This is a genomic window from Marinobacterium sp. MBR-111, assembly GCF_040547585.1.
GTDB lineage: Bacteria > Pseudomonadota > Gammaproteobacteria > Pseudomonadales > Balneatricaceae > Marinobacterium > Marinobacterium iners.
Genome location: NZ_JBEPQA010000008.1, coordinates 24,677 through 41,669 on the forward strand (window position 1 = coordinate 24,677; position 16,993 = coordinate 41,669).

The following is a 16,993-nucleotide window of genomic DNA, read 5'->3' on the forward strand; positions in this document are numbered from 1 at the left end:
GTAAATGTTTTTACAGGATGGAGATAATCAGATGTATACCGATACTCTGGTGAATACTCTCAGGTTAGAACTGGGGCAGTGTCTTGAATATTGGCAGATGCCGGCTGACGCTCATATCGATTTACTGACGACGTCTGAAAATGCCACTTTTATTTCCCGTGATCGTCACACGGATCGAAAAATAATCATCCGCGTGCATCGGCCTGATTATCATGTACGTGAGGAAATTGAATCCGAACTGGCATGGATTAATGACCTGCGTGCCTCGGGGCGGATCCATACACCATCGCCGCTGGAGACCCAGAACGGCAGTCCGGTTATCAGCCTGAATGCCGAAGGGCGCGACTTTTTTGCCGTGGGCTTTGAGCATGTGAAGGGGGCCGAGCCCGATGTTGGGCAGAGCCTGCCCCACTGGTTCGAGAAGCTGGGGGCGATGACGGCCAGGCTACATCAGCACAGCCGAGACTGGCAGCCGCCGGATTGGTTCGTGCGCAAGCGCTGGAATCTGGACACCATGATCGCCCCTGACGGCCTGTGGGGCGACTGGCGTGATGCCCCGGGGCTGACGTCGGGTGATGAAGCCCTGATTAATCAAGCGATCGGGCACATTGAGCAGGCAATTATGGACTATGGGCAGAGCGCTGATCGCTATGGGCTGGTGCATGCGGATCTGCGTCTGGCCAACCTGCTGGTGGACGGAGACCGACTGTCGATCATTGACTTCGATGACAGCGGCTTCTGCTGGTATGCCTATGACTTTGCAGCCGCGATCAGCTTCTACGAGCTGGACCCGATCATCCCGCAGCTGCGCAAGGCCTGGGTACAGGGTTATCGCTCGGTCGCCGAATTTACCGCGGCGGATGAAGCGATGCTGGACACCTTCGTCATGATCCGGCGCATCATGCTCAGTGCCTGGCTGGCCTCGCATGCCGATAGCGAGGCGGCACAGGGCTTGATTGATGGTTACATTGAAGGGACGGCCCAGCTGGCCCGACAGTATCTACAGAATAATGGCTGAAGCGAGGAGACATTACCGTGAGCGATATCCGTGGAATTCTGGATCAGAATGCGTTCAGTTTCGACCGTCTTCAGCAGGCCGATGAGCGAATCGGGGCGTTGGTGCGCAAGCGTCTGGAAACCGTTGGCCCCACCTCAATGCTGTTCTACGAGGAACCCTTGCACATTGTTCGGGGCGAAGGGGTCTGGCTGTTTGACGATCAGGGGCAGCGCTATCTGGATGTGTACAACAATGTACCCTCTGTCGGGCATTGTCACCCAAGAGTGGTGCAGGCAGTGGCCGAGCAGATGGGCACGCTGAATGTACACACCCGATATCTGCATGAAGGCATACACCGGTATTCAGAGCGCCTGCTGGCCACGCTGCCACCGCCTTTGAACCGTCTGGTGATGATGTGTACCGGCAGTGAAAGCAACGATATGGCCCTGCGTCTGGCACGTCAGTGGACCGGGCATCAGGGCATCATCGTTACCGAGGCGGCCTACCACGGCAACACCTCAGCCGTGACCGAGGTGTCGCCCTCATCCTTCAAAAAAGGCTCGCTGCCTGAGCATGTACATGTCATCCCGATTTCGCAGATGCCTGAGCAGGCCGACCCTTCCGCCTGGTTTGCCGATCAGGTGCGCGCCGGTGTGGCGCGTCTGGATGCGCTGGGGTACGGCTGTGCAGCGCTGCTGGTGGATTCGATCTTCTCCAGTGATGGTGTCTACGCCGACCCGGCGGGTTTCCTCAAGCCGGCAGTTGAATGGCTGCAGGCTCAGGGCGCGCTGTTGATTGCGGACGAAGTACAGCCCGGTTTCGGTCGCACCGGCACAGGCATGTGGGGCTTTGCCCGTCACCAGGTGACACCTGACGTGGTCACCATGGGCAAACCGATGGGGAACGGCTTCCCGATGGCCGGGCTGGCAGCGCGGGAAGAGCTGTTGGCTGCCCTCAATGAGGATGTGGGCTACTTCAATACTTTCGGCGGCTCGACCGTTGCGGTGGCTGCCGGTATGGCGGTGCTGGATGTACTGGCAGAGGAAGCACTGATCGCCAATGCCCGTCAGCAGGGTGATTACCTGAAGCAGCAGTTTGAGGGACTGCAGTCTACCTTTGAGGAGGTGGCTGCGGTGCGGGGTGCGGGTCTGTTCATCGGCCTTGACCTGTGCAACCCGGCCCGGGATGGCGCGCCGGATGCGGCCCGGACCACGGCGGTCATCAATGCCCTCAAGCGTAACGGTGTGTTGATCGGTGCCGCAGGCAAGACCGGCAGCACGCTGAAAATCCGTCCGCCGCTCTGTATTGCACGGGCTGAAGCGGACCTGTTTCTGGATCGGCTTGAACAGTCGATCAGGGCAACGGCGGGGTAAATCGCATGAACTATCACGTCGATATCGGCCAGACTCGATACTGTTTCCCGGACCTGAAAACCCTGATGGCAAAGGCGACGCCGCTGCGCTCCGGTGATTGTCTGGCGGGCATCGCGGCGGAGAACGCCACCGAGCGGGTGGCTGCGCAGCGTTGTCTGGCCGAAGTGCCGCTGAAACAGTTCCTGAACGAGGCGCTGATCCCCTATGAACAGGACGAAGTCACCCGGCTGATTCTCGATACGCATGATGCTGCCGCCTTCACGCCGGTGGCGCATCTGACGGTGGGTGACTTCCGTGACTGGCTGTTGTCCGATCATGCCAACCGCGAGAGCCTGAGCGCACTTGCGCCGGGGCTGACGCCGGAGATGGTGGCCGCCGTGTCCAAGATCATGCGAATACAGGACCTGATTCTGGTAGCGCAGAAAACCGAAGTGGTCACCCGCTTTCGCAACACCATCGGTCTGAGCGGCAGAATGTCCACGCGGCTGCAGCCCAACCACCCCACCGATGACCCGGCCGGCGTTGCCGCCAGCGTGCTGGATGGCCTGCTCTATGCCAATGGCGATGCGGTGATCGGCATCAACCCGGCCACCGACAACTACCATGCAGTGACCCGGCTGATGCACTTGCTCGACGACGTGATCCAGCGCTACGAAATTCCGACCCAGTCCTGCGTGCTGACCCATGTCACCACCCACCTGGAGGCGATCAATCGGGGCGCGCCGGTGGATCTGGTGTTCCAGTCGATCGCCGGTACTCAGGCGGCCAATGACAGTTTCGGCATCAGCCTGTCGATCCTGGATGAGGCGCACAAGGCGGCACTGGAGCTGGGGCGTGGCACCGTGGGCGAGAACGTCATGTACTTCGAAACCGGTCAGGGCAGCGCGCTGTCGGCCAACGCCCATCATGGCGTCGATCAGCAGACCTGCGAGACCCGCGCCTATGCCGTGGCGCGCCGTTTCGATCCGTTGCTGGTGAATACCGTGGTCGGCTTTATCGGCCCCGAGTACCTGTACGACGGCAAACAGATCATCCGCGCCGGGCTGGAGGACCACTTCTGCGGCAAGCTGCTGGGCCTGCCGATGGGCTGTGATATCTGCTACACCAACCACGCCGAAGCGGATCAGGATGACATGGACATGCTGCTGACCCAGCTGGGCGTGGCCGGTATCAACTTCATCATGGGCATACCCGGCTCTGACGACATCATGCTCAACTACCAGACCACCTCGTTTCACGACGCCCTCTACGTGCGTGAGGTACTGAACAAGCCGCCGGCACCTGAGTTTGCCGCCTGGCTGGAGAAGATGGGCATTTTCGGTAAGGACAATCGGCTGGCCAGCGGTTCGACGCTGCCGCCGCCCTTTGCCCATCTTCAGGACCGGTTGTAAGGAGGCCTGATTGTGGAAAAGAATCCTGTGGATAAACATCAGATCGTAACATCCAACAGCTGGGCCAGCCTGCGCCGCCATACCGATGCCCGCATCGGGCTGGGTCGCAGTGGCATCAGCCAGCCCACGGCGCCCCAGCTGGAGTTCCAGCAGGCCCATGCCCGCGCCCGGGATGCCGTACATATCCCGCTGGATGTGAGGCAGCTTCAATCTGACTTGGCGGAGGCCGGGCTGCAGAGCCTGTTGCTGCACAGTCAGGCGGAGGATCGCGCAACCTACCTGCAACGGCCGGACAAGGGACGACGGCTGGATGCCGACTCGGCGGCCTTGCTGAAACAGCTGAGCGAACAGCAACCCGCCAGCGATGCGACCATCGTGATCGCCGATGGTCTTTCGTCCACGGCGGTACAGCGTCATGCGGCACGGGTCGCGGCCGAAGTGGATCAGCGCCTGGCGGCTGAAGGACTGACCCGATCACCGGTCTGCATCGTGCAGCAGGGCAGAGTCGCGGTGGGGGACGAAGTCGGTGAGTTGCTGGACAGTCGAGTAGTGATTCTGCTGGTGGGTGAGCGACCGGGGCTCAGCTCGCCGGACAGTCTGGGCATCTACTACACCTACAACCCGCGCGTCGGTTTGACCGATGCCGCACGCAACTGCATTTCCAATATCCGTCCGGCCGGTATCTCGCCGCAGGATGCGGCCGAACGCCTGCTTTGGCTGGTCAGGGAGTCCCTGCGGCGCAAACTCTCTGGTGTCGAGCTGAAAGACGAATCCGGTGACGCCGAGGCACTGGAAGGGGAAGGCCAGCGCAATTTCCTGCTGGAGTAATTTGGAACAGCAGGCCGCTCCTGTGCCCGAACAATTGCGACGCTACACCCTGCAGCTCTGTGGCGTAGCGCCCGTTGAACACAGTCTTTTCGGCTCGCTTATTCTCTCCAGCGAAGCAGAGCGCGAGAGCTGGGCTGCGACAGTCAGAGAGCTGGGGCATCGTGAGTCCAGTGAAACGCTTGCGGTCGAGAGTGCCTGATCGCGGGTATCTGTCGTCAGAAGTACGGCTTGAACACCATTAATCCGACTACGATGACCATGGCTAAAAAGGCGGGCACCCCCAGCCAGAACCAGTAGCGGCTGTAGTGATGGTAGCTGTCCGGCAGCGGCGCATTATCCGCAGCCGCCTGCCGGGACAGCGCTTTCATCCTCAGCTGCAACCACACCACAGGCAACCAGCACAGGCCCGCCAGCAGATAGAGGGCGAAGGTAAGCATCACCCAGGGGGTGGTGATCGGCAGGCCTATAACCCACAACATCGCCACACCGGTAAGTGGCTGAATCAGAATGGTCGGGGTGGTGAACAACCAGTCGGCCAGCACCACCAACCGGTCGGTTTCGGCAATGGCGGGAACCTGTCCGCTGCGGTAGCTCATGTACTTGTAAAAAGCGCTGCCCAGACCGGTGCCGAACAGCAGAAAAGCGCTGAGGATATGGGCTGATTTCAGGATTAAATAGATACTCATTGTGCGTCTCCTTCGCGAACATACAGCATCAGACTGGCGGCAATCAGTGGCAGGTTTTTACTGATTGGACCGAAAGGGTGGAGCCAGAATTCGGGCAGGCAAAAGGTGAGAATCAGGCTATACCCCAGCATCATGGCGACTTGGGACAGCAGAACGAGCCGAAGCCGATAATTCAGCAGCAGCGCCAATCCCAGCAGCGTATCCAGTAGCGCAGCAGCGTAGAGAGCGATGGGCAAGGCGACACCTGACAAGCCTACTGCAGCGAGCATCTGATAGCTCTCATCCACTGGGTACCAAAGGGCCGAGGTCAGCCCTGTCCAGATCCACATGAAGGCCAGGCTCAAGCGCAGTAATGGCCAGAGGAAGAATAGCCCGGCCTGCTGGCGCTCGGCACGACTGGCTGGCGTCTGTTCGATGCTGTGCTCGAATGGCTGAGGCGTAAATCCAAATGCCTGCTTAAAGGGTTCGACCGGGGCCGTATTACCCCGTTGCAGCATCTGCAAGCTCTCTGTATCCACCGGCAGGCGGCTGAAGGGTGCACACACACGGGCACCTGACTGGGCGAGGATGAAGGGTACTCGTATCGATGGAGCGGTGACTTTACCCAGCCACTGGCGCCAGCCGTTGAGCCAGTCTTTGAAACTCAGGGCTGTGGGGCCGACACAATCGATCCGTTGCCGAGAAGGCGCCTGGTTAGTAAGGGCGGTCAGCACCGCTTTGACCAGATCATCGATATGAATTGGCTGCACTAGTTGTTGCCCGTCACCGATCAGAGGCGTGAGCGGCAGTGCGGCAAGGCCGGCAAACAGTTCACTGCTGGCAGAGCCGGGTCCGTACACCAGAGAAGGGCGTAGAATCAGCCAGTTCAGTGGTTGCTGGGCCAGAAAGTCATCGGCCGCCCGCTTGCTCAGATGGTAGGTGGTTTCGGCCTGCCCATCAGCTCCCAAGGCCGAAATCTGAATGACCCGGGTGATGCCCTTTTGAGCACAGGCGCCGAACAAGGCCTTGGGGGCCTGCGTATGCAGGGCATTAAAACGCTGGCCCGAGCGCTCCCGAATAATGCCCACCGCATTAATGACAGCATCCAGGCCGCTCAGACGGGAAAGCCAGTCCTCGGGACTCAGGTCGTGTGAAAAATCACAGGGGAAAAAGTCCAGGCACGGCAGGTCAGGGCGCTGACGGGAGCAGGCGACCACTTCATGTCCCTCTGCCAACAATGCGCGGTGCAAGTGTTGGCCAATAAAGCCGGTGGCGCCGGTCAGCAGTACACGCATGAGGTACCTCCAGTGCAGATCCGTTGCGTAGTGGTTTTTGTTATTTCTGTCAAAACAGAAATAAACGGGTAAATTTTTTACTTGCTCATCAGGCTCTGCACACGGGCACCCAGTTTCATCAGCTTGATCAGCGTATTGCGGTCGACCGATTTCATCTGGCCATACCACTTGATCAGCTGCTCCAGAAACTCAAGGGTGTCATCGATACGAGCCTGTACCTCGGCGGGTGTTTCGCTGTCTTCCTTGCCTTCAACCGAGCAGCTGCGCAGGGTGGTCAGCGTTGGGTCCAGCTCGCGTTGCTTGCGGCCTTCCATGATGGTCATGAAGATATCCCACACATCCTGCTGAGAGGCGAAATAGTCGCGTCGGTCGCCCAGCTTCTGGGAGGTATGAACCAGTCCCCAGGACTGCAGCTCTCGCAGGCTGGTACTCACATTCGAGCGTGCCACACCCAGCGTTTCGGTAATGGTTTCAGCTGTCAGGGGTTCGCCAGCCAAATAGAGCAGCGCATGAATCTGTGCCACGGTACGGTTCACCCCCCAGCGAGAGCCCATCTCTCCCCAGTGAAGAATAAAGGTTTGCATGGTCGGACTGAGCTGCATGATGGTGCCTTTCATTTATTTCTGTCATTACAGAAATTAGTGCAAACATCCAAAATCGTCAACATCGGTTATGCACAATCGCATGAAAGTGTCCAAAATAGGTGGACAGCAAGACTGATTACTGGCATTAATTAGACAGTCGTCTAATTATGGCCGCCCGGCCGAAATGCTCAATCCGCAGGAGGATCTATGTTCAAAGCGATCGTACTCGACAAGGCAGAAGACCAGCAGACCGTTGCCTTCAAGGAACTGGATGATGCCCAGTTGCCCGAGGGCGACGTGACCGTGCGGGTGGCGTATTCCACCATGAACTACAAGGATGCGCTGGCGCTGACCGGCAGTGCGCCGATCGCCAAGTCCTACCCGATGGTGCCGGGCATTGACTTTGCCGGCGTGGTCGAATCGTCTGACAACCCGGATTTCAAGCCAGGTGATCATGTGGTCCTGAACGGCTGGGGCGTGGGCGAGAAGCACTGGGGCGGTTTGGCCGAGAAAGTCCGTGTGCCGGGCGACTGGCTGATCCCGCTGCAGGCGCCGTTTACTGAGCGTCAGGCGATGGGGCTGGGGACTGCCGGCTACACGGCGATGCTCTGTGTGCTGGCGCTGGAGAAACAGGGCGTGAAACCTGAAGATGGCCCGATCCTGGTCACTGGTGCCGCTGGCGGCGTCGGCAGTGTGACCGTGGCTGTGCTGGCAAAACTGGGTTACGACGTGGCGGCCATGACAGGTCGCCCGGAAGAAGCCGACTTCCTCAAGATGCTGGGAGCGTCCAGCATCGTAGACCGTGCCGAGTACAGCGAGAAAGGCCGTCCTCTGGCGAAAGAGCAGTGGGCCGGTGCCATCGACGTGGCCGGTGGCCAGGTGCTGGCCAACGTCTGTGCTGCGATGAAATACCGTGGTGTGGTGGCGGCCTGTGGACTGGCGGCCGGTATGGGCTTCCCGGCCACAGTGGCGCCGTTCATTCTGCGTGGCGTGACGCTGGTCGGTGTTGACAGCGTGATGGCTCCCAAGGCCGAACGTCTGGAAGCCTGGCAGCGTTTGGCACAGGACCTGGATATCAACAAGCTGGAAAACCTGATCACCGATGTGCCTTTCGAGCAGGTGATTGATCAGGCCGCGCTGATGATGAAGGGCCAGATCCGCGGCCGCATCGTAGTGCCGGTTGCCGGCGAGTAATCATCAGGGATGAGAGTCCCGACAATCGAGTCCCGACAATCAGGAGAGTCGTAATGAGTGAAGTGAAACAACAGGCCATCAGCCGTTTCCCGGTGCCGGAGCTGTCTGATATGCCGGAAGATATCCGTGAGCGGATTCTGGCGGTGCAGGAAAAGGCCGGTTTTGTTCCTAACGTGTTTCTGGTGTTGGCACATCGGCCGGAGGAATTTCGTGCCTTCTTTGCCTACCATGATGCCTTGATGGAAAAGCCGGGCAATCTGACGATTGCCGAGCGTGAAATGATCGTGGTGACGACCAGCAACCTGAACCAGTGCCAGTACTGCGTGGTGGCCCACGGGGCCATCCTGCGCATCCGGGCCAAGGACCCGCTGATTGCCGATCAGGTGGCGGTCAACTATCGCAAGGCTGATATCACCGAACGTCAGAAGGCGATGCTGGATTTCGCCGTCAAGGTGTCGATGCAGGCTTACGCGGTGGCTGAAGAGGACTTTGCGGCTCTCAAGGCGCAGGGTTTTGACGAGGACGATATCTGGGATATCGCGGCGATATCATCCTTCTTCGGCCTGTCGAACCGTATGGCCAACGTGACCAGCATGCGCCCGAATGCCGAGTTCTACAACCTCGGTCGCCAGCCGCGCTGAGTTGATTCACCAGGGGCAGGATGCGCCTGGTGATCTTCATTTTTGGTGGATATGTCAGTCGCTGCGAGCATTGCTGGATGAGTCCGGGGACAGATCGCGATCTATAAAGCCAGTCGCTTCAGTCATCGCCTGCTGACATTGAGGAGATCAATCAGGCCTGTGAATTGACAGGGCGATCCCGTGTTAAGATGCTCGGCCAGAATGTGACCATCAATGACTCAGGGAAGGGCTATGTCGCAACAGGCGGACTATCTCGCGTTAAGCAAGGGTGCTCGAATGCACCTGAAGCGAACGTCTGACAACCAGTTCTATTTCAGAACCTCAGGCCAAGTGAAGTGGATTATCTGGGGTGCTATTGCGCTGGTCTGTTTGCTGGGATCCTTGCTGATGTCGGTCGTGCTTGATGGCATCGAGCAGGTTTTCTACATCGGCACTTCTGTTTTTCTCATCTTCTTTACGGCTCTTGCGTTGGGTGTACGACGACACCTGGTGCTGGATGCTGCCGGTCGTACGATACAACTTGAAAAGTCCTGGTGGGGGCTTGGCAGATCCGTGCAGTCGCAAGGGGCGCTGGCAAACCAGCGTGCGGTGGTCGCGCCCATCGCGGAACTCTCGGAAGGCTGCCTGCTTGAGATTGCCGGTCAAAAATACACCATCGGCAGCCTCGACGAGACGCGTCAGCTGGCAAGATTCATTCACCAGTATTTCGCTGTGCCCGCGTTTGATCGCGTGTCCCAGTGGCCAGAAGAAATTGAACTTCAAAGCCAACGGGAAACGAGCTCACTTAACGATGCAGATCCTGAAAAGGTCGCTCACGGCTCCAAATCTCCCTTGGCTGACAGTAGAGCTGAGTACGAATCCAGTGCCTCCATCACGGACGCCCAGACGAAATACGCTTCTGTTTGGGATCAGCGGATATTTCTCAAGCTGGCACTGCCTTTCCCGGTCTTTCTTGTGTTGGGTGTGATATTGAGCCTGCTTGCGAACAAGGGAGGGGCCTAGGATGAGTGCCTGGACGTCGTCGTCACCTAATATCGGTAAGCTTGTTCTGACGCGCAAACTCCGGATTGTCGCGATTCCATTCATGCTGGCGGCACTGCTGATGGTGTACCTGGGCCTCTCCAGTGAGTTTCCGGTTATTCTGAGCTGGGCCCTGGTAGCGACTTTGGCCTTGCATGGATTGTGTGTGCGTCATTACCTGTTGATCGACAAGAACAAGGGGACGCTGACGCATCATCTCAGTAGCCTGTATCCCATTGCGCGGTCAGAGTTGCCGCTGGATCGGATTGCGGGGTTTTGCGTGACTAAAACCTTTCTCGAGCGACATGGTTTCAGTCTGGTTGTGATCATGGACGATGGACAACGGGTCATCCTGATGCGCAAAAGAGCGCTCAGCGAAATGGAAGAGCGTGGCCAGTCTCTCGCAAAATTCTGTCAGCGGCCCTTCAAAGTGGAACTGAGTCAGTGACGGCTTAATCGGCACCGGGCTGCAGCAGCTGGAAAAAGCCGCTGGCAAAGCGCTGTAAGGGTTCGGGTGACGCCTCCAGCTTGGCTCTGAGTACTGCGCCTTCCCAACCGATCCAGAACCACTCGGCCAGCTGGTCGCAATCCTGAGCGGTCGATAGCTCGCCACATGCCTGAGCCGCTCTCAGGCAGTCCGCTGTTCTCTGTTGCCAGTCCTCGAACACCGCTTTCAGTTGTCCCCGGAAGGACTCCGGCAGCAGGCTCATTTCCTGGCCCAGGTTGCCGATCAGGCAGCCACGTCGGAACTGGTGGCGTGTCATGCCCTCGCTGGCATCCTGCACGAAGTTGCGGATGCGTTGCAGCGGTGCAAAGGCGTCATCCAGCAGAAAGCGGTCCAGCTTGCGGGCAAAATATTGACCGTAGGCGCCAATCAGCTCCTGGCCGAACTCTTCCTTGCTCTTGAAGTAGTGGTAGAAGGACCCCTTGGGGACATCGACAGAACGCAGGATCTCGTCGATACCGACGGAGCTGTAGCCCTTCTCGGTCAGCATGGCAAGCCCCGACTGAACCAGTGCCTGGCGCACTTCGGAGTAGGGGCGGGCGCTGTTCTTGGGTGGCCGGCCGCGGCGGCGTGCCGGGCGTTCGGGTGTTGTCAAATTCATGTGGGCTCGTTCTGTAACGGATGCACGAATTATCGGAATAATTAGACCAAGTGTCTAGTTTTGGCTGTAGGGACCCGTGTATAACCTGGTGCTCAGTCTTGCAGGGTGTGCGTTTCATCCAAAGACATCCGTGCATAACTCCTTAATCCGTGTCTGGTATGCTGCCTGTTAACACTTTCACCCTGCTGTCCGGGAGCTTCGCCAGTATGCACGACCATTCACTGCGTGACCAAATCGTTGCTGAAGTCCATGCGCGCCCGTTTCATAAACTCAGCGGCCCACTGGCGCTGTGTCACCAGGCAATTCTGTACGAGGGTGTGGCAGAGGAAGCGGTGAACCGCAGTGTACGACAGCTGGCCAGCCTGAAAAGCCTGCCGTTGCCGCAGAATAGCGAAGGCTTTTTCTTCACGCGGAATGACCGCTGGGCGTTGCGCTTTGAACCGCATGGCGAATTTTACAGTCTGACCCTCTATGCGCTGGCAACCACAGAACCTCCCGCCTTCACCGATGAGGAACGCGAACAGCTACCGGGAGCCTATCTCTGTGGTGTGGAGGTGATCTGCCAACCCGATGTAGGAACTGATCCGGAGCCGTTGCTGGAGCAGCACTTCAACGATCACCAGGTGTCCGGTTCCTCGGTGATGGGGGCGGCGGGACAGGTGTTCACTGACTTTCGTGAACGTTCTGACAGTCGCATGAGTCGTGTGCTGGTGCTGCAGCAGCCGAAGATGATCGACTACCGCTGTGGGCGGCTGTTGCAGCGTATTTGTGAAATCGACACCTACCGGCATATGGCATTGCTGGGACTGCCCTTGAGCAATGAGGTGATGCCCGAGGTGACCGCGCTGGATCAGGCACTGGCGGAAACCGTGGCCTCGATTGCCGAAGCACGCCGTGAACCGGCAGAGCTGATACACCAGCTGATGCAGCAGGCGGCGCGGGTGGAGGATCTGTCCGCCCGCAGTGCCAACCGTTTGGCGGCTTCAGAAGCCTATTTTGCCCTGATGTACAGTCGCATCGAAGAGCTGCGCGAGGAACGGCTGGAGGGGATTCAGACCATCGAGCAGTTCATGGATCGGCGGCTGGACCCGGCCCGGCGTACCTGCAAGGCGACCGGTGAACGTATTGAACGGCTGTCGAAGCGAATCGCCCGTTCCACCGACCTGGTCCGCTCTCAGGTGGATCTCTCCATCGAGGGGCAGAACAAGGACCTGCTGGAAGGGCTGAACAAGCGTGCCCGTCGTCAGATCCGCATGCAGGCCAAACTGGAAAGCTTCACCGTCATCGTGGTGACCTACTACGCCTTCGACCTGATCGACCGTACGCTGAGAAACATCCTGGGCGATACCGAACTGGAACGCCAGCTGTCGCTGGGGCTGAGCCTGCTGGTGCCGTTGTTGGCAGTGGGACTGTTCTGGTATTTGCGTCGCCTGCTCAAGGGCTACGACGAGGAGTGAGGGACCCGGCAGGTACCGACTAGCGACGTGGGGGCTGGCGCAACAGGAAGATCAGTATCGGCAGCAGTCCCGCGCCGCAGGCCAGTGCCGGCAGCAGATCCTGTTCCGAGCTGGCCAGCAGAGTGGTGGCGAAGCCGGCGGCGGACACCAGGCCGATGATGATCGGCCAGCCAAAGATTCGCCAGATCATGCCGTTTGTTCCTCAAGTGATTGTAGATCGCTTGTGACTTTGGAGCGGCCAGTACCGCGTTTGAGCCAGAGATAGAGGCCGGAAATCAGCACGGCGATCAGGACCAGATCAAGCAGAGCCCAGATCACTTTCAGCGTCATCCCGCCGTAATCGCCAAAGTGTAGCGGCCCCGACAGGGCCAAAGTTTTGGCGTACCAGGGCATCTCGCGGCGCCCTTCAACTTCGCCGGTACGGGCGTTGACCAGTACTGGCAAGATGATGTGTTCGGTCACCGGCGTGCGCCCGTGCAGAAACACGGCGAAATGCCCGGGCGTGGAATAGCGTGCGCCGGGAAACGCGATGAACTGGGGTTCCATATCCGGTGCCAGCGTCAGGGCGCTGGCCACGGCCTCATCCACCGAGGCCCAGTGCTCGATGCTTTCGACGGATTGATGCTGCTTGATCAGGTCATCCAGTTCGGCGTTGCGCCAGCCATCGATTATCGGTTCCTCCAGAGTGTTCACCACCCCGGTCAGACCGACCAACAGTGCCCAGACAATCGTCACCACGCCCAGCAGGTTGTGATAGTCCAGCCAGAGCAGTCGGCGGGACTTTTCACGTCGCAGGGTCCCGAACGGAATCTTGCGCATGAACGGCGCGTAGAGCACGATGCCCGAGACCGTGGCGACTGCAAACAGCAGGCCCATAAATCCCAGAAACAGCATGCCCGGCAGCCCCAGGAACATGTCTGTATGCAGTTGCAACAGGAAGTGCATCACTGCCGAGCTGGCATCTTCCGGAAAGGGGACCTGATCGCCGCTGGTGAGGTCATAGGGCATCAGGTGAAAGTCCGGCTGGTTGCTGTCCGTTGGCGGTGCGGTGGTCACATTGACCACCGGCCGGTCGATATCGAAACTCAGGTACAGCGGCCGTTCTCCGGGGCGGTTGTCCTGCGCAATGCGGACAATCTGGTCCAGCGACATCAGCTCCGCCCCCGGATTGGCGGGCTGCCAATCGGACGGGGAAAAGAATTCATCGATCTCGTCATGGAAGATCAGCGGTAGCCCGGTCAGACACAGCATCAACAAAAATGCCGTGCAGACCAGACTGCTCCACTTGTGCACCCAGGCCCAGGTTTGCATGGCGGTATAGTGCATGTTCAGTACCGCTTAGAAGCTCAGGGTGGCGTTGAGTGAAAGAGTACGCGGGCTGCCGAGCGTCAGGTAGTTATAGCTGTCACCCGAACCACCTACGCTGCTCCAGTAGGATTCGTCGAACAGGTTTTCGACACGGGCTCGAAGGGTCAGCTGCTGCTGGCCCACTTGGGTGACATAGCGCACACCAGTATCAACTCGGGTCCAGGCATCGATCTTCTGCGTGTTGGCCAGGTCGGCCTGCTGGCTGCCGGTGTAGATCAGGCCCGCATCAAAGGTGATGCCGTTCAGGCTGGCAGGACTGTACTCGCCGGACAACTTGGCCTGCCATTCGGGCACGCCGATCGCCGTTTTACCGTCGTTAATGCCGTCCTGGGTATCTTCATAGGTGGCATCTATCCAGGTCAGGCCGCCCAGCAGGCGCAGGCCGGGCACGGGCTCGCCGAAAGTGGTGATCTCCACGCCCTGACTGACGCGTTCGCCGTCATTGGTAAAGGTGTAGCTGCCGTTGCCGTTGTCACGATAGATGCCGTTCTGGCGGTTCACCGTGAACAGGCTGAAGGTAGCACCCAGGTTGCCCAGATCCAGCTTCACACCCGCTTCCATCTGTTCGCCGCGGAAGGGATCGAGAATGCTGCCGGCATTGGTGACAGGCTGGGCACCATAGGTTGAGCTGGCCGATGAGCCTTTCTGCAGGTTTTCCGCATAGTTGGCGTACAGGGAAACTTCCGGGTTCAGGGCGTACACCACACCCAGCGCCGGGGTCCAGGCGTGTGCGGACTGCTCGGACAGGGCGTCGTTGGTGTTGATGTCGTAGTCACGTGTCTCCAGATCCTGGTAACGCAGGCCCAGGGTCAGGGCGAGGCGGTCGTCCAGCATGCGCAATGTATCGGCCAGGGCCAGGCTGCGCTGGATGGAGACTTCGTCACGCTGGGGATTATCCAGGCTGCCGCCGGGGTAGAATGGGGTCATCGCGGGAAGGTTATCGGTATCCGGAGCGTCCAGAGAGCCCATCGGTGAGCGGGTGAAGCTGCTGAAGTTCCAGCCGTTGCGCACTTCCTGACGGCTAATGGCTGCCGAGACGACAAATTCGTGTGACACCAGTTCGCCATCCATGAACAGGCGTATACCGGCATCGGCAGAGCGGACGGAGTCTTCACGAGCGTTGTCGAAACGGTAACCGCTCAGCGTGCCATTAGCCGTGCTTCTGGGGTTCATCAGAACATTGTGCTCCTCGCTTTCGCGGAAGCCGCCGGCGATCCAGGCGGAGGCGTTATTGGACAGCTGCCATTCGCCGCGCAGGGTACCGAACAGGTCCTCCTCTTCGGAGTAGGTGCCGTCCTGAGCGTAATTGCTGTCGGCATCCGGGGCATCGGGAAGGGCACCGGTCGGAGTTACCTGCGGCCGTGGGGTGTCGAGACGATCCTTCTGATAGCCCAGGTTGGCGTTCATCAGAAAATTGTCGGACTCATAATCGGTGGCCAGCGACAGCGCATCCAGGGAGCGGTCTTCATCTTCGATTGAACCTTCGCCGTTGGTGGTCAGGCCGTTGACCCGGACGCCCCACTGTTCATCCTCACCGAAACGACGCGAAGCATCGACGGCGGTGGTGTAACGGGTGTCATCTTCATAGCCGAGGCTGAGATCGGTAATCGCTTGGTTACCCGGACGCTTGGGAATGATGTTGATCGAGCCGCCGACACCGCTGCCACCGGGAGCCGCACCATTGACGAAAGCAGAGGAGCCGCGGAACACCTCGACCCGCTCCACCATGGCGGTGGACAGCATCTGACGCGGCAGAATGCCGTACAGACCGTTGACGGTGATGTCATCCGAGTAGGTCGGAAAACCACGCAACATGTAGACTTCCTGAAAGTTGCCGTACCCTTTGGTCAGCTGGACACCAGGATCGCGTGCGAGCACTTCGCCGACGCTGCCAGCCTGCTGATTGTCGATGAAATCCGCCGTGTAGGCGGTGCTGCTGAACGGCGAGTCCATGTAGTCGATATTGCCCAAAATGCCGTTACGGCTGCCACGTGCCACCTGACCACCAGCAAACTCGTCGGTCAGATGGACCTGGGCACCGGAGCCGGTGATTACCAGCGTTTCCTGGCTCATGCGGGCCGGTTCTGTTTCAGTGTTGGCCAGTGCCAGGCCGCTGCCTGCCATAAGCGGGAAAGACAGACCTGCTGCCGCCAGTCGTTTGGAAAAATCCTGTGCCATTGTTATGCCTGTTGTTGTCTTGCTGGTGTCGACGTTGATGACACCGGTGAGGAACGGTTTTGTTTCCAGATGGGGGCAGCAACGTTTGATAGGCTATGATAAAGGCTAAAAATCTAAATTCAAATACAAATTATTATCATATAGAGAGGCATGTTTTTTGTCGTAACGCTGTTTGCCATGGCTGCCAAAGGGTGTCAGGACCGGTCAAACTGGTCGGGTGAGGTCAGAGCAGGGGGACATCGTGAGTCGGGAGGAGAGGGAAGCCGAATCGGAACCGGCTTCGCCTCCAACGTCTGGTGGCGGGATCAGCTTGGCGAGTCGAGACGCTTCAACAGCGATGGATAGGCACGCGACTTGTCCTCGTAATGTCGGGCGTTGTCACGCAGTGCCTGGATCGCCTGGTCGTCCAGGGTTTTGACCGCTTTGGCCGGGCTGCCCAGGATCAGCGAGTTATCCGGAAATTCCTTGCCTTCGGTAACCAGGGCTCCGGCGCCGACAAGGCAATTCTTGCCGATCCTGGCACCGTTCAAAACCACCGCCTGGATGCCGACCAGCGAGTTGTCGCCGATGGTGCAGCCGTGCAGCATCGCCTGATGGCCGATGGTGACCCCTGCACCGATGTTGAGTGGATACCCCGGATCGGTATGCAGCACGGCACCGTCCTGAATGTTGCTGCCGGTGCCAATATGGATCGGCTCGTTGTCGGCGCGCAGGACCGCCTGTGGCCAGACGCTGGCGCCGGGGGCCAGTTTGACCTGTCCGATCAGGGTGGCCTGCTCGTGCACGTAGGTATCACTGTCCATCTCGGGGCGCTGCCTGTCGTATTCATATATCGCCATGGTTAACTCTTCTCAGCTCGATTGGATATCCAGTAAAAGGGCCTGGCCGCCAGGTGG

General features: G+C 59.0%; 18 protein-coding genes. 10 read left to right on the top strand and 8 right to left on the bottom strand.

The window, feature by feature from the left end:
- Positions 1–31 precede the first annotated feature (31 nt).
- The 5 genes from ABIE61_RS07760 to ABIE61_RS07780 are packed head-to-tail and all read left to right on the top strand — an operon-like array spanning position 32 to position 4,788.
- Complete coding sequence (locus ABIE61_RS07760) at positions 32–1,018, top strand: phosphotransferase enzyme family protein (RefSeq protein ID WP_354408225.1); 987 nt, start codon at positions 32–34, stop codon at positions 1,016–1,018.
- A gap of 17 nt (positions 1,019–1,035) precedes the next feature.
- Positions 1,036–2,370: an aspartate aminotransferase family protein gene (locus ABIE61_RS07765; protein WP_354408228.1), complete on the top strand. Its 1,335-nt coding sequence runs from the start codon at positions 1,036–1,038 to the stop codon at positions 2,368–2,370.
- Between the two features lie 5 nt (positions 2,371–2,375).
- A complete protein-coding gene (locus tag ABIE61_RS07770; protein ID WP_354408231.1) occupies positions 2,376–3,761 on the top strand; it encodes an ethanolamine ammonia-lyase subunit EutB in 1,386 nt (461 codons plus the stop codon).
- Between the two features lie 12 nt (positions 3,762–3,773).
- Positions 3,774–4,589, top strand: coding sequence for an ethanolamine ammonia-lyase subunit EutC (gene eutC, locus ABIE61_RS07775; RefSeq protein ID WP_354408234.1), 816 nt, complete (start codon positions 3,774–3,776; stop codon positions 4,587–4,589).
- Position 4,590: 1 nt separating this feature from the next.
- Positions 4,591–4,788 (top strand): hypothetical protein, encoded by a 198-nt coding sequence (locus ABIE61_RS07780; RefSeq protein WP_354408236.1) that lies wholly within the window; start codon positions 4,591–4,593, stop codon positions 4,786–4,788.
- A 16-nt stretch (positions 4,789–4,804) separates the two neighbouring features.
- Here ABIE61_RS07780 and ABIE61_RS07785 read toward each other — a convergent pair whose 3' ends face one another.
- From ABIE61_RS07785 to ABIE61_RS07795, 3 genes are all read right to left on the bottom strand, one after another.
- Positions 4,805–5,275 (bottom strand): DUF2269 family protein, encoded by a 471-nt coding sequence (locus tag ABIE61_RS07785; protein ID WP_354408239.1) that lies wholly within the window; start codon positions 5,273–5,275, stop codon positions 4,805–4,807.
- Complete coding sequence (locus tag ABIE61_RS07790) at positions 5,272–6,549, bottom strand: SDR family oxidoreductase (RefSeq protein WP_354408242.1); 1,278 nt, start codon at positions 6,547–6,549, stop codon at positions 5,272–5,274. The genes ABIE61_RS07785 and ABIE61_RS07790 overlap by 4 nt, the downstream gene beginning before the upstream one ends.
- A 77-nt stretch (positions 6,550–6,626) precedes the next feature.
- Positions 6,627–7,166 (bottom strand): GbsR/MarR family transcriptional regulator, encoded by a 540-nt coding sequence (locus tag ABIE61_RS07795; RefSeq protein WP_217633016.1) that lies wholly within the window; start codon positions 7,164–7,166, stop codon positions 6,627–6,629.
- Between the two features lie 174 nt (positions 7,167–7,340).
- Between ABIE61_RS07795 and acuI the strand changes: the two genes are divergently transcribed.
- From acuI to ABIE61_RS07815, 4 genes are all read left to right on the top strand, one after another.
- Positions 7,341–8,327, top strand: coding sequence for an acrylyl-CoA reductase (NADPH) (gene acuI / locus ABIE61_RS07800; RefSeq protein WP_354408245.1), 987 nt, complete (start codon positions 7,341–7,343; stop codon positions 8,325–8,327).
- Positions 8,328–8,380: 53 nt separating this feature from the next.
- A complete protein-coding gene (locus ABIE61_RS07805; protein ID WP_354408247.1) occupies positions 8,381–8,968 on the top strand; it encodes a peroxidase-related enzyme in 588 nt (195 codons plus the stop codon).
- Between the two features lie 231 nt (positions 8,969–9,199).
- A complete protein-coding gene (locus tag ABIE61_RS07810; RefSeq protein ID WP_354408249.1) occupies positions 9,200–9,970 on the top strand; it encodes a hypothetical protein in 771 nt (256 codons plus the stop codon).
- Between the two features lies 1 nt (position 9,971).
- Positions 9,972–10,436, top strand: a complete 465-nt coding sequence (locus ABIE61_RS07815) for a hypothetical protein (protein WP_354408252.1) — start codon at positions 9,972–9,974, stop codon at positions 10,434–10,436.
- Positions 10,437–10,440: 4 nt separating this feature from the next.
- Here the strand turns inward: ABIE61_RS07815 and acuR are convergent, their stop codons facing one another.
- On the bottom strand, positions 10,441–11,094 hold the full coding sequence (gene acuR, locus ABIE61_RS07820; RefSeq protein WP_091827178.1) for an acrylate utilization transcriptional regulator AcuR: 654 nt from the start codon (positions 11,092–11,094) through the stop codon (positions 10,441–10,443).
- Positions 11,095–11,300: 206 nt separating this feature from the next.
- Between acuR and ABIE61_RS07825 the strand changes: the two genes are divergently transcribed.
- Positions 11,301–12,551 carry a DUF3422 family protein gene (locus tag ABIE61_RS07825; RefSeq protein ID WP_354408254.1) on the top strand — a complete coding sequence of 417 codons (1,251 nt, stop codon included), beginning with the start codon at positions 11,301–11,303 and terminating at the stop codon, positions 12,549–12,551.
- Positions 12,552–12,570: 19 nt separating this feature from the next.
- On the opposite strand, the gene ABIE61_RS07830 is transcribed toward ABIE61_RS07825, so the two are convergent.
- The 4 genes from ABIE61_RS07830 to ABIE61_RS07845 all read right to left on the bottom strand — a co-directional run bounded on the left by ABIE61_RS07830 (position 12,571) and on the right by ABIE61_RS07845 (position 16,936).
- Positions 12,571–12,741 (bottom strand): hypothetical protein, encoded by a 171-nt coding sequence (locus ABIE61_RS07830; RefSeq protein WP_206837091.1) that lies wholly within the window; start codon positions 12,739–12,741, stop codon positions 12,571–12,573.
- Positions 12,738–13,877: a PepSY-associated TM helix domain-containing protein gene (locus ABIE61_RS07835; RefSeq protein ID WP_354408256.1), complete on the bottom strand. Its 1,140-nt coding sequence runs from the start codon at positions 13,875–13,877 to the stop codon at positions 12,738–12,740. Before ABIE61_RS07835 ends, ABIE61_RS07830 begins: the two co-directional genes overlap by 4 nt.
- 12 nt (positions 13,878–13,889) lie before the next feature.
- Positions 13,890–16,097: a TonB-dependent receptor gene (locus tag ABIE61_RS07840; protein ID WP_354408258.1), complete on the bottom strand. Its 2,208-nt coding sequence runs from the start codon at positions 16,095–16,097 to the stop codon at positions 13,890–13,892.
- A gap of 305 nt (positions 16,098–16,402) precedes the next feature.
- Entirely contained in the window at positions 16,403–16,936 is a 534-nt protein-coding gene (locus ABIE61_RS07845; RefSeq protein WP_354408260.1) for a gamma carbonic anhydrase family protein, read from the bottom strand.
- Positions 16,937–16,993: the final 57 nt, after the last annotated feature.

Bases quoted from the DNA above. Each gene is read 5' to 3' on its own strand.
- ABIE61_RS07760 (WP_354408225.1), top strand. From the start codon at position 32: ATGTATACCGATACTCTGGTGAATACTCTCAGGTTAGAACTGGGGCAG.
- ABIE61_RS07770 (WP_354408231.1), top strand. From the start codon at position 2,376: ATGAACTATCACGTCGATATCGGCCAGACTCGATACTGTTTCCCGGAC.
- ABIE61_RS07785 (WP_354408239.1), bottom strand. From the start codon at position 5,275: ATGAGTATCTATTTAATCCTGAAATCAGCCCATATCCTCAGCGCTTTT.
- ABIE61_RS07790 (WP_354408242.1), bottom strand. From the start codon at position 6,549: ATGCGTGTACTGCTGACCGGCGCCACCGGCTTTATTGGCCAACACTTG.
- ABIE61_RS07795 (WP_217633016.1), bottom strand. From the start codon at position 7,166: ATGAAAGGCACCATCATGCAGCTCAGTCCGACCATGCAAACCTTTATT.
- acuI (WP_354408245.1), top strand. From the start codon at position 7,341: ATGTTCAAAGCGATCGTACTCGACAAGGCAGAAGACCAGCAGACCGTT.
- ABIE61_RS07805 (WP_354408247.1), top strand. From the start codon at position 8,381: ATGAGTGAAGTGAAACAACAGGCCATCAGCCGTTTCCCGGTGCCGGAG.
- ABIE61_RS07810 (WP_354408249.1), top strand. From the start codon at position 9,200: ATGTCGCAACAGGCGGACTATCTCGCGTTAAGCAAGGGTGCTCGAATG.
- ABIE61_RS07815 (WP_354408252.1), top strand. From the start codon at position 9,972: ATGAGTGCCTGGACGTCGTCGTCACCTAATATCGGTAAGCTTGTTCTG.
- acuR (WP_091827178.1), bottom strand. From the start codon at position 11,094: ATGAATTTGACAACACCCGAACGCCCGGCACGCCGCCGCGGCCGGCCA.
- ABIE61_RS07825 (WP_354408254.1), top strand. From the start codon at position 11,301: ATGCACGACCATTCACTGCGTGACCAAATCGTTGCTGAAGTCCATGCG.
- ABIE61_RS07830 (WP_206837091.1), bottom strand. From the start codon at position 12,741: ATGATCTGGCGAATCTTTGGCTGGCCGATCATCATCGGCCTGGTGTCC.
- ABIE61_RS07835 (WP_354408256.1), bottom strand. From the start codon at position 13,877: ATGCACTATACCGCCATGCAAACCTGGGCCTGGGTGCACAAGTGGAGC.
- ABIE61_RS07840 (WP_354408258.1), bottom strand. From the start codon at position 16,097: ATGGCACAGGATTTTTCCAAACGACTGGCGGCAGCAGGTCTGTCTTTC.
- ABIE61_RS07845 (WP_354408260.1), bottom strand. From the start codon at position 16,936: ATGGCGATATATGAATACGACAGGCAGCGCCCCGAGATGGACAGTGAT.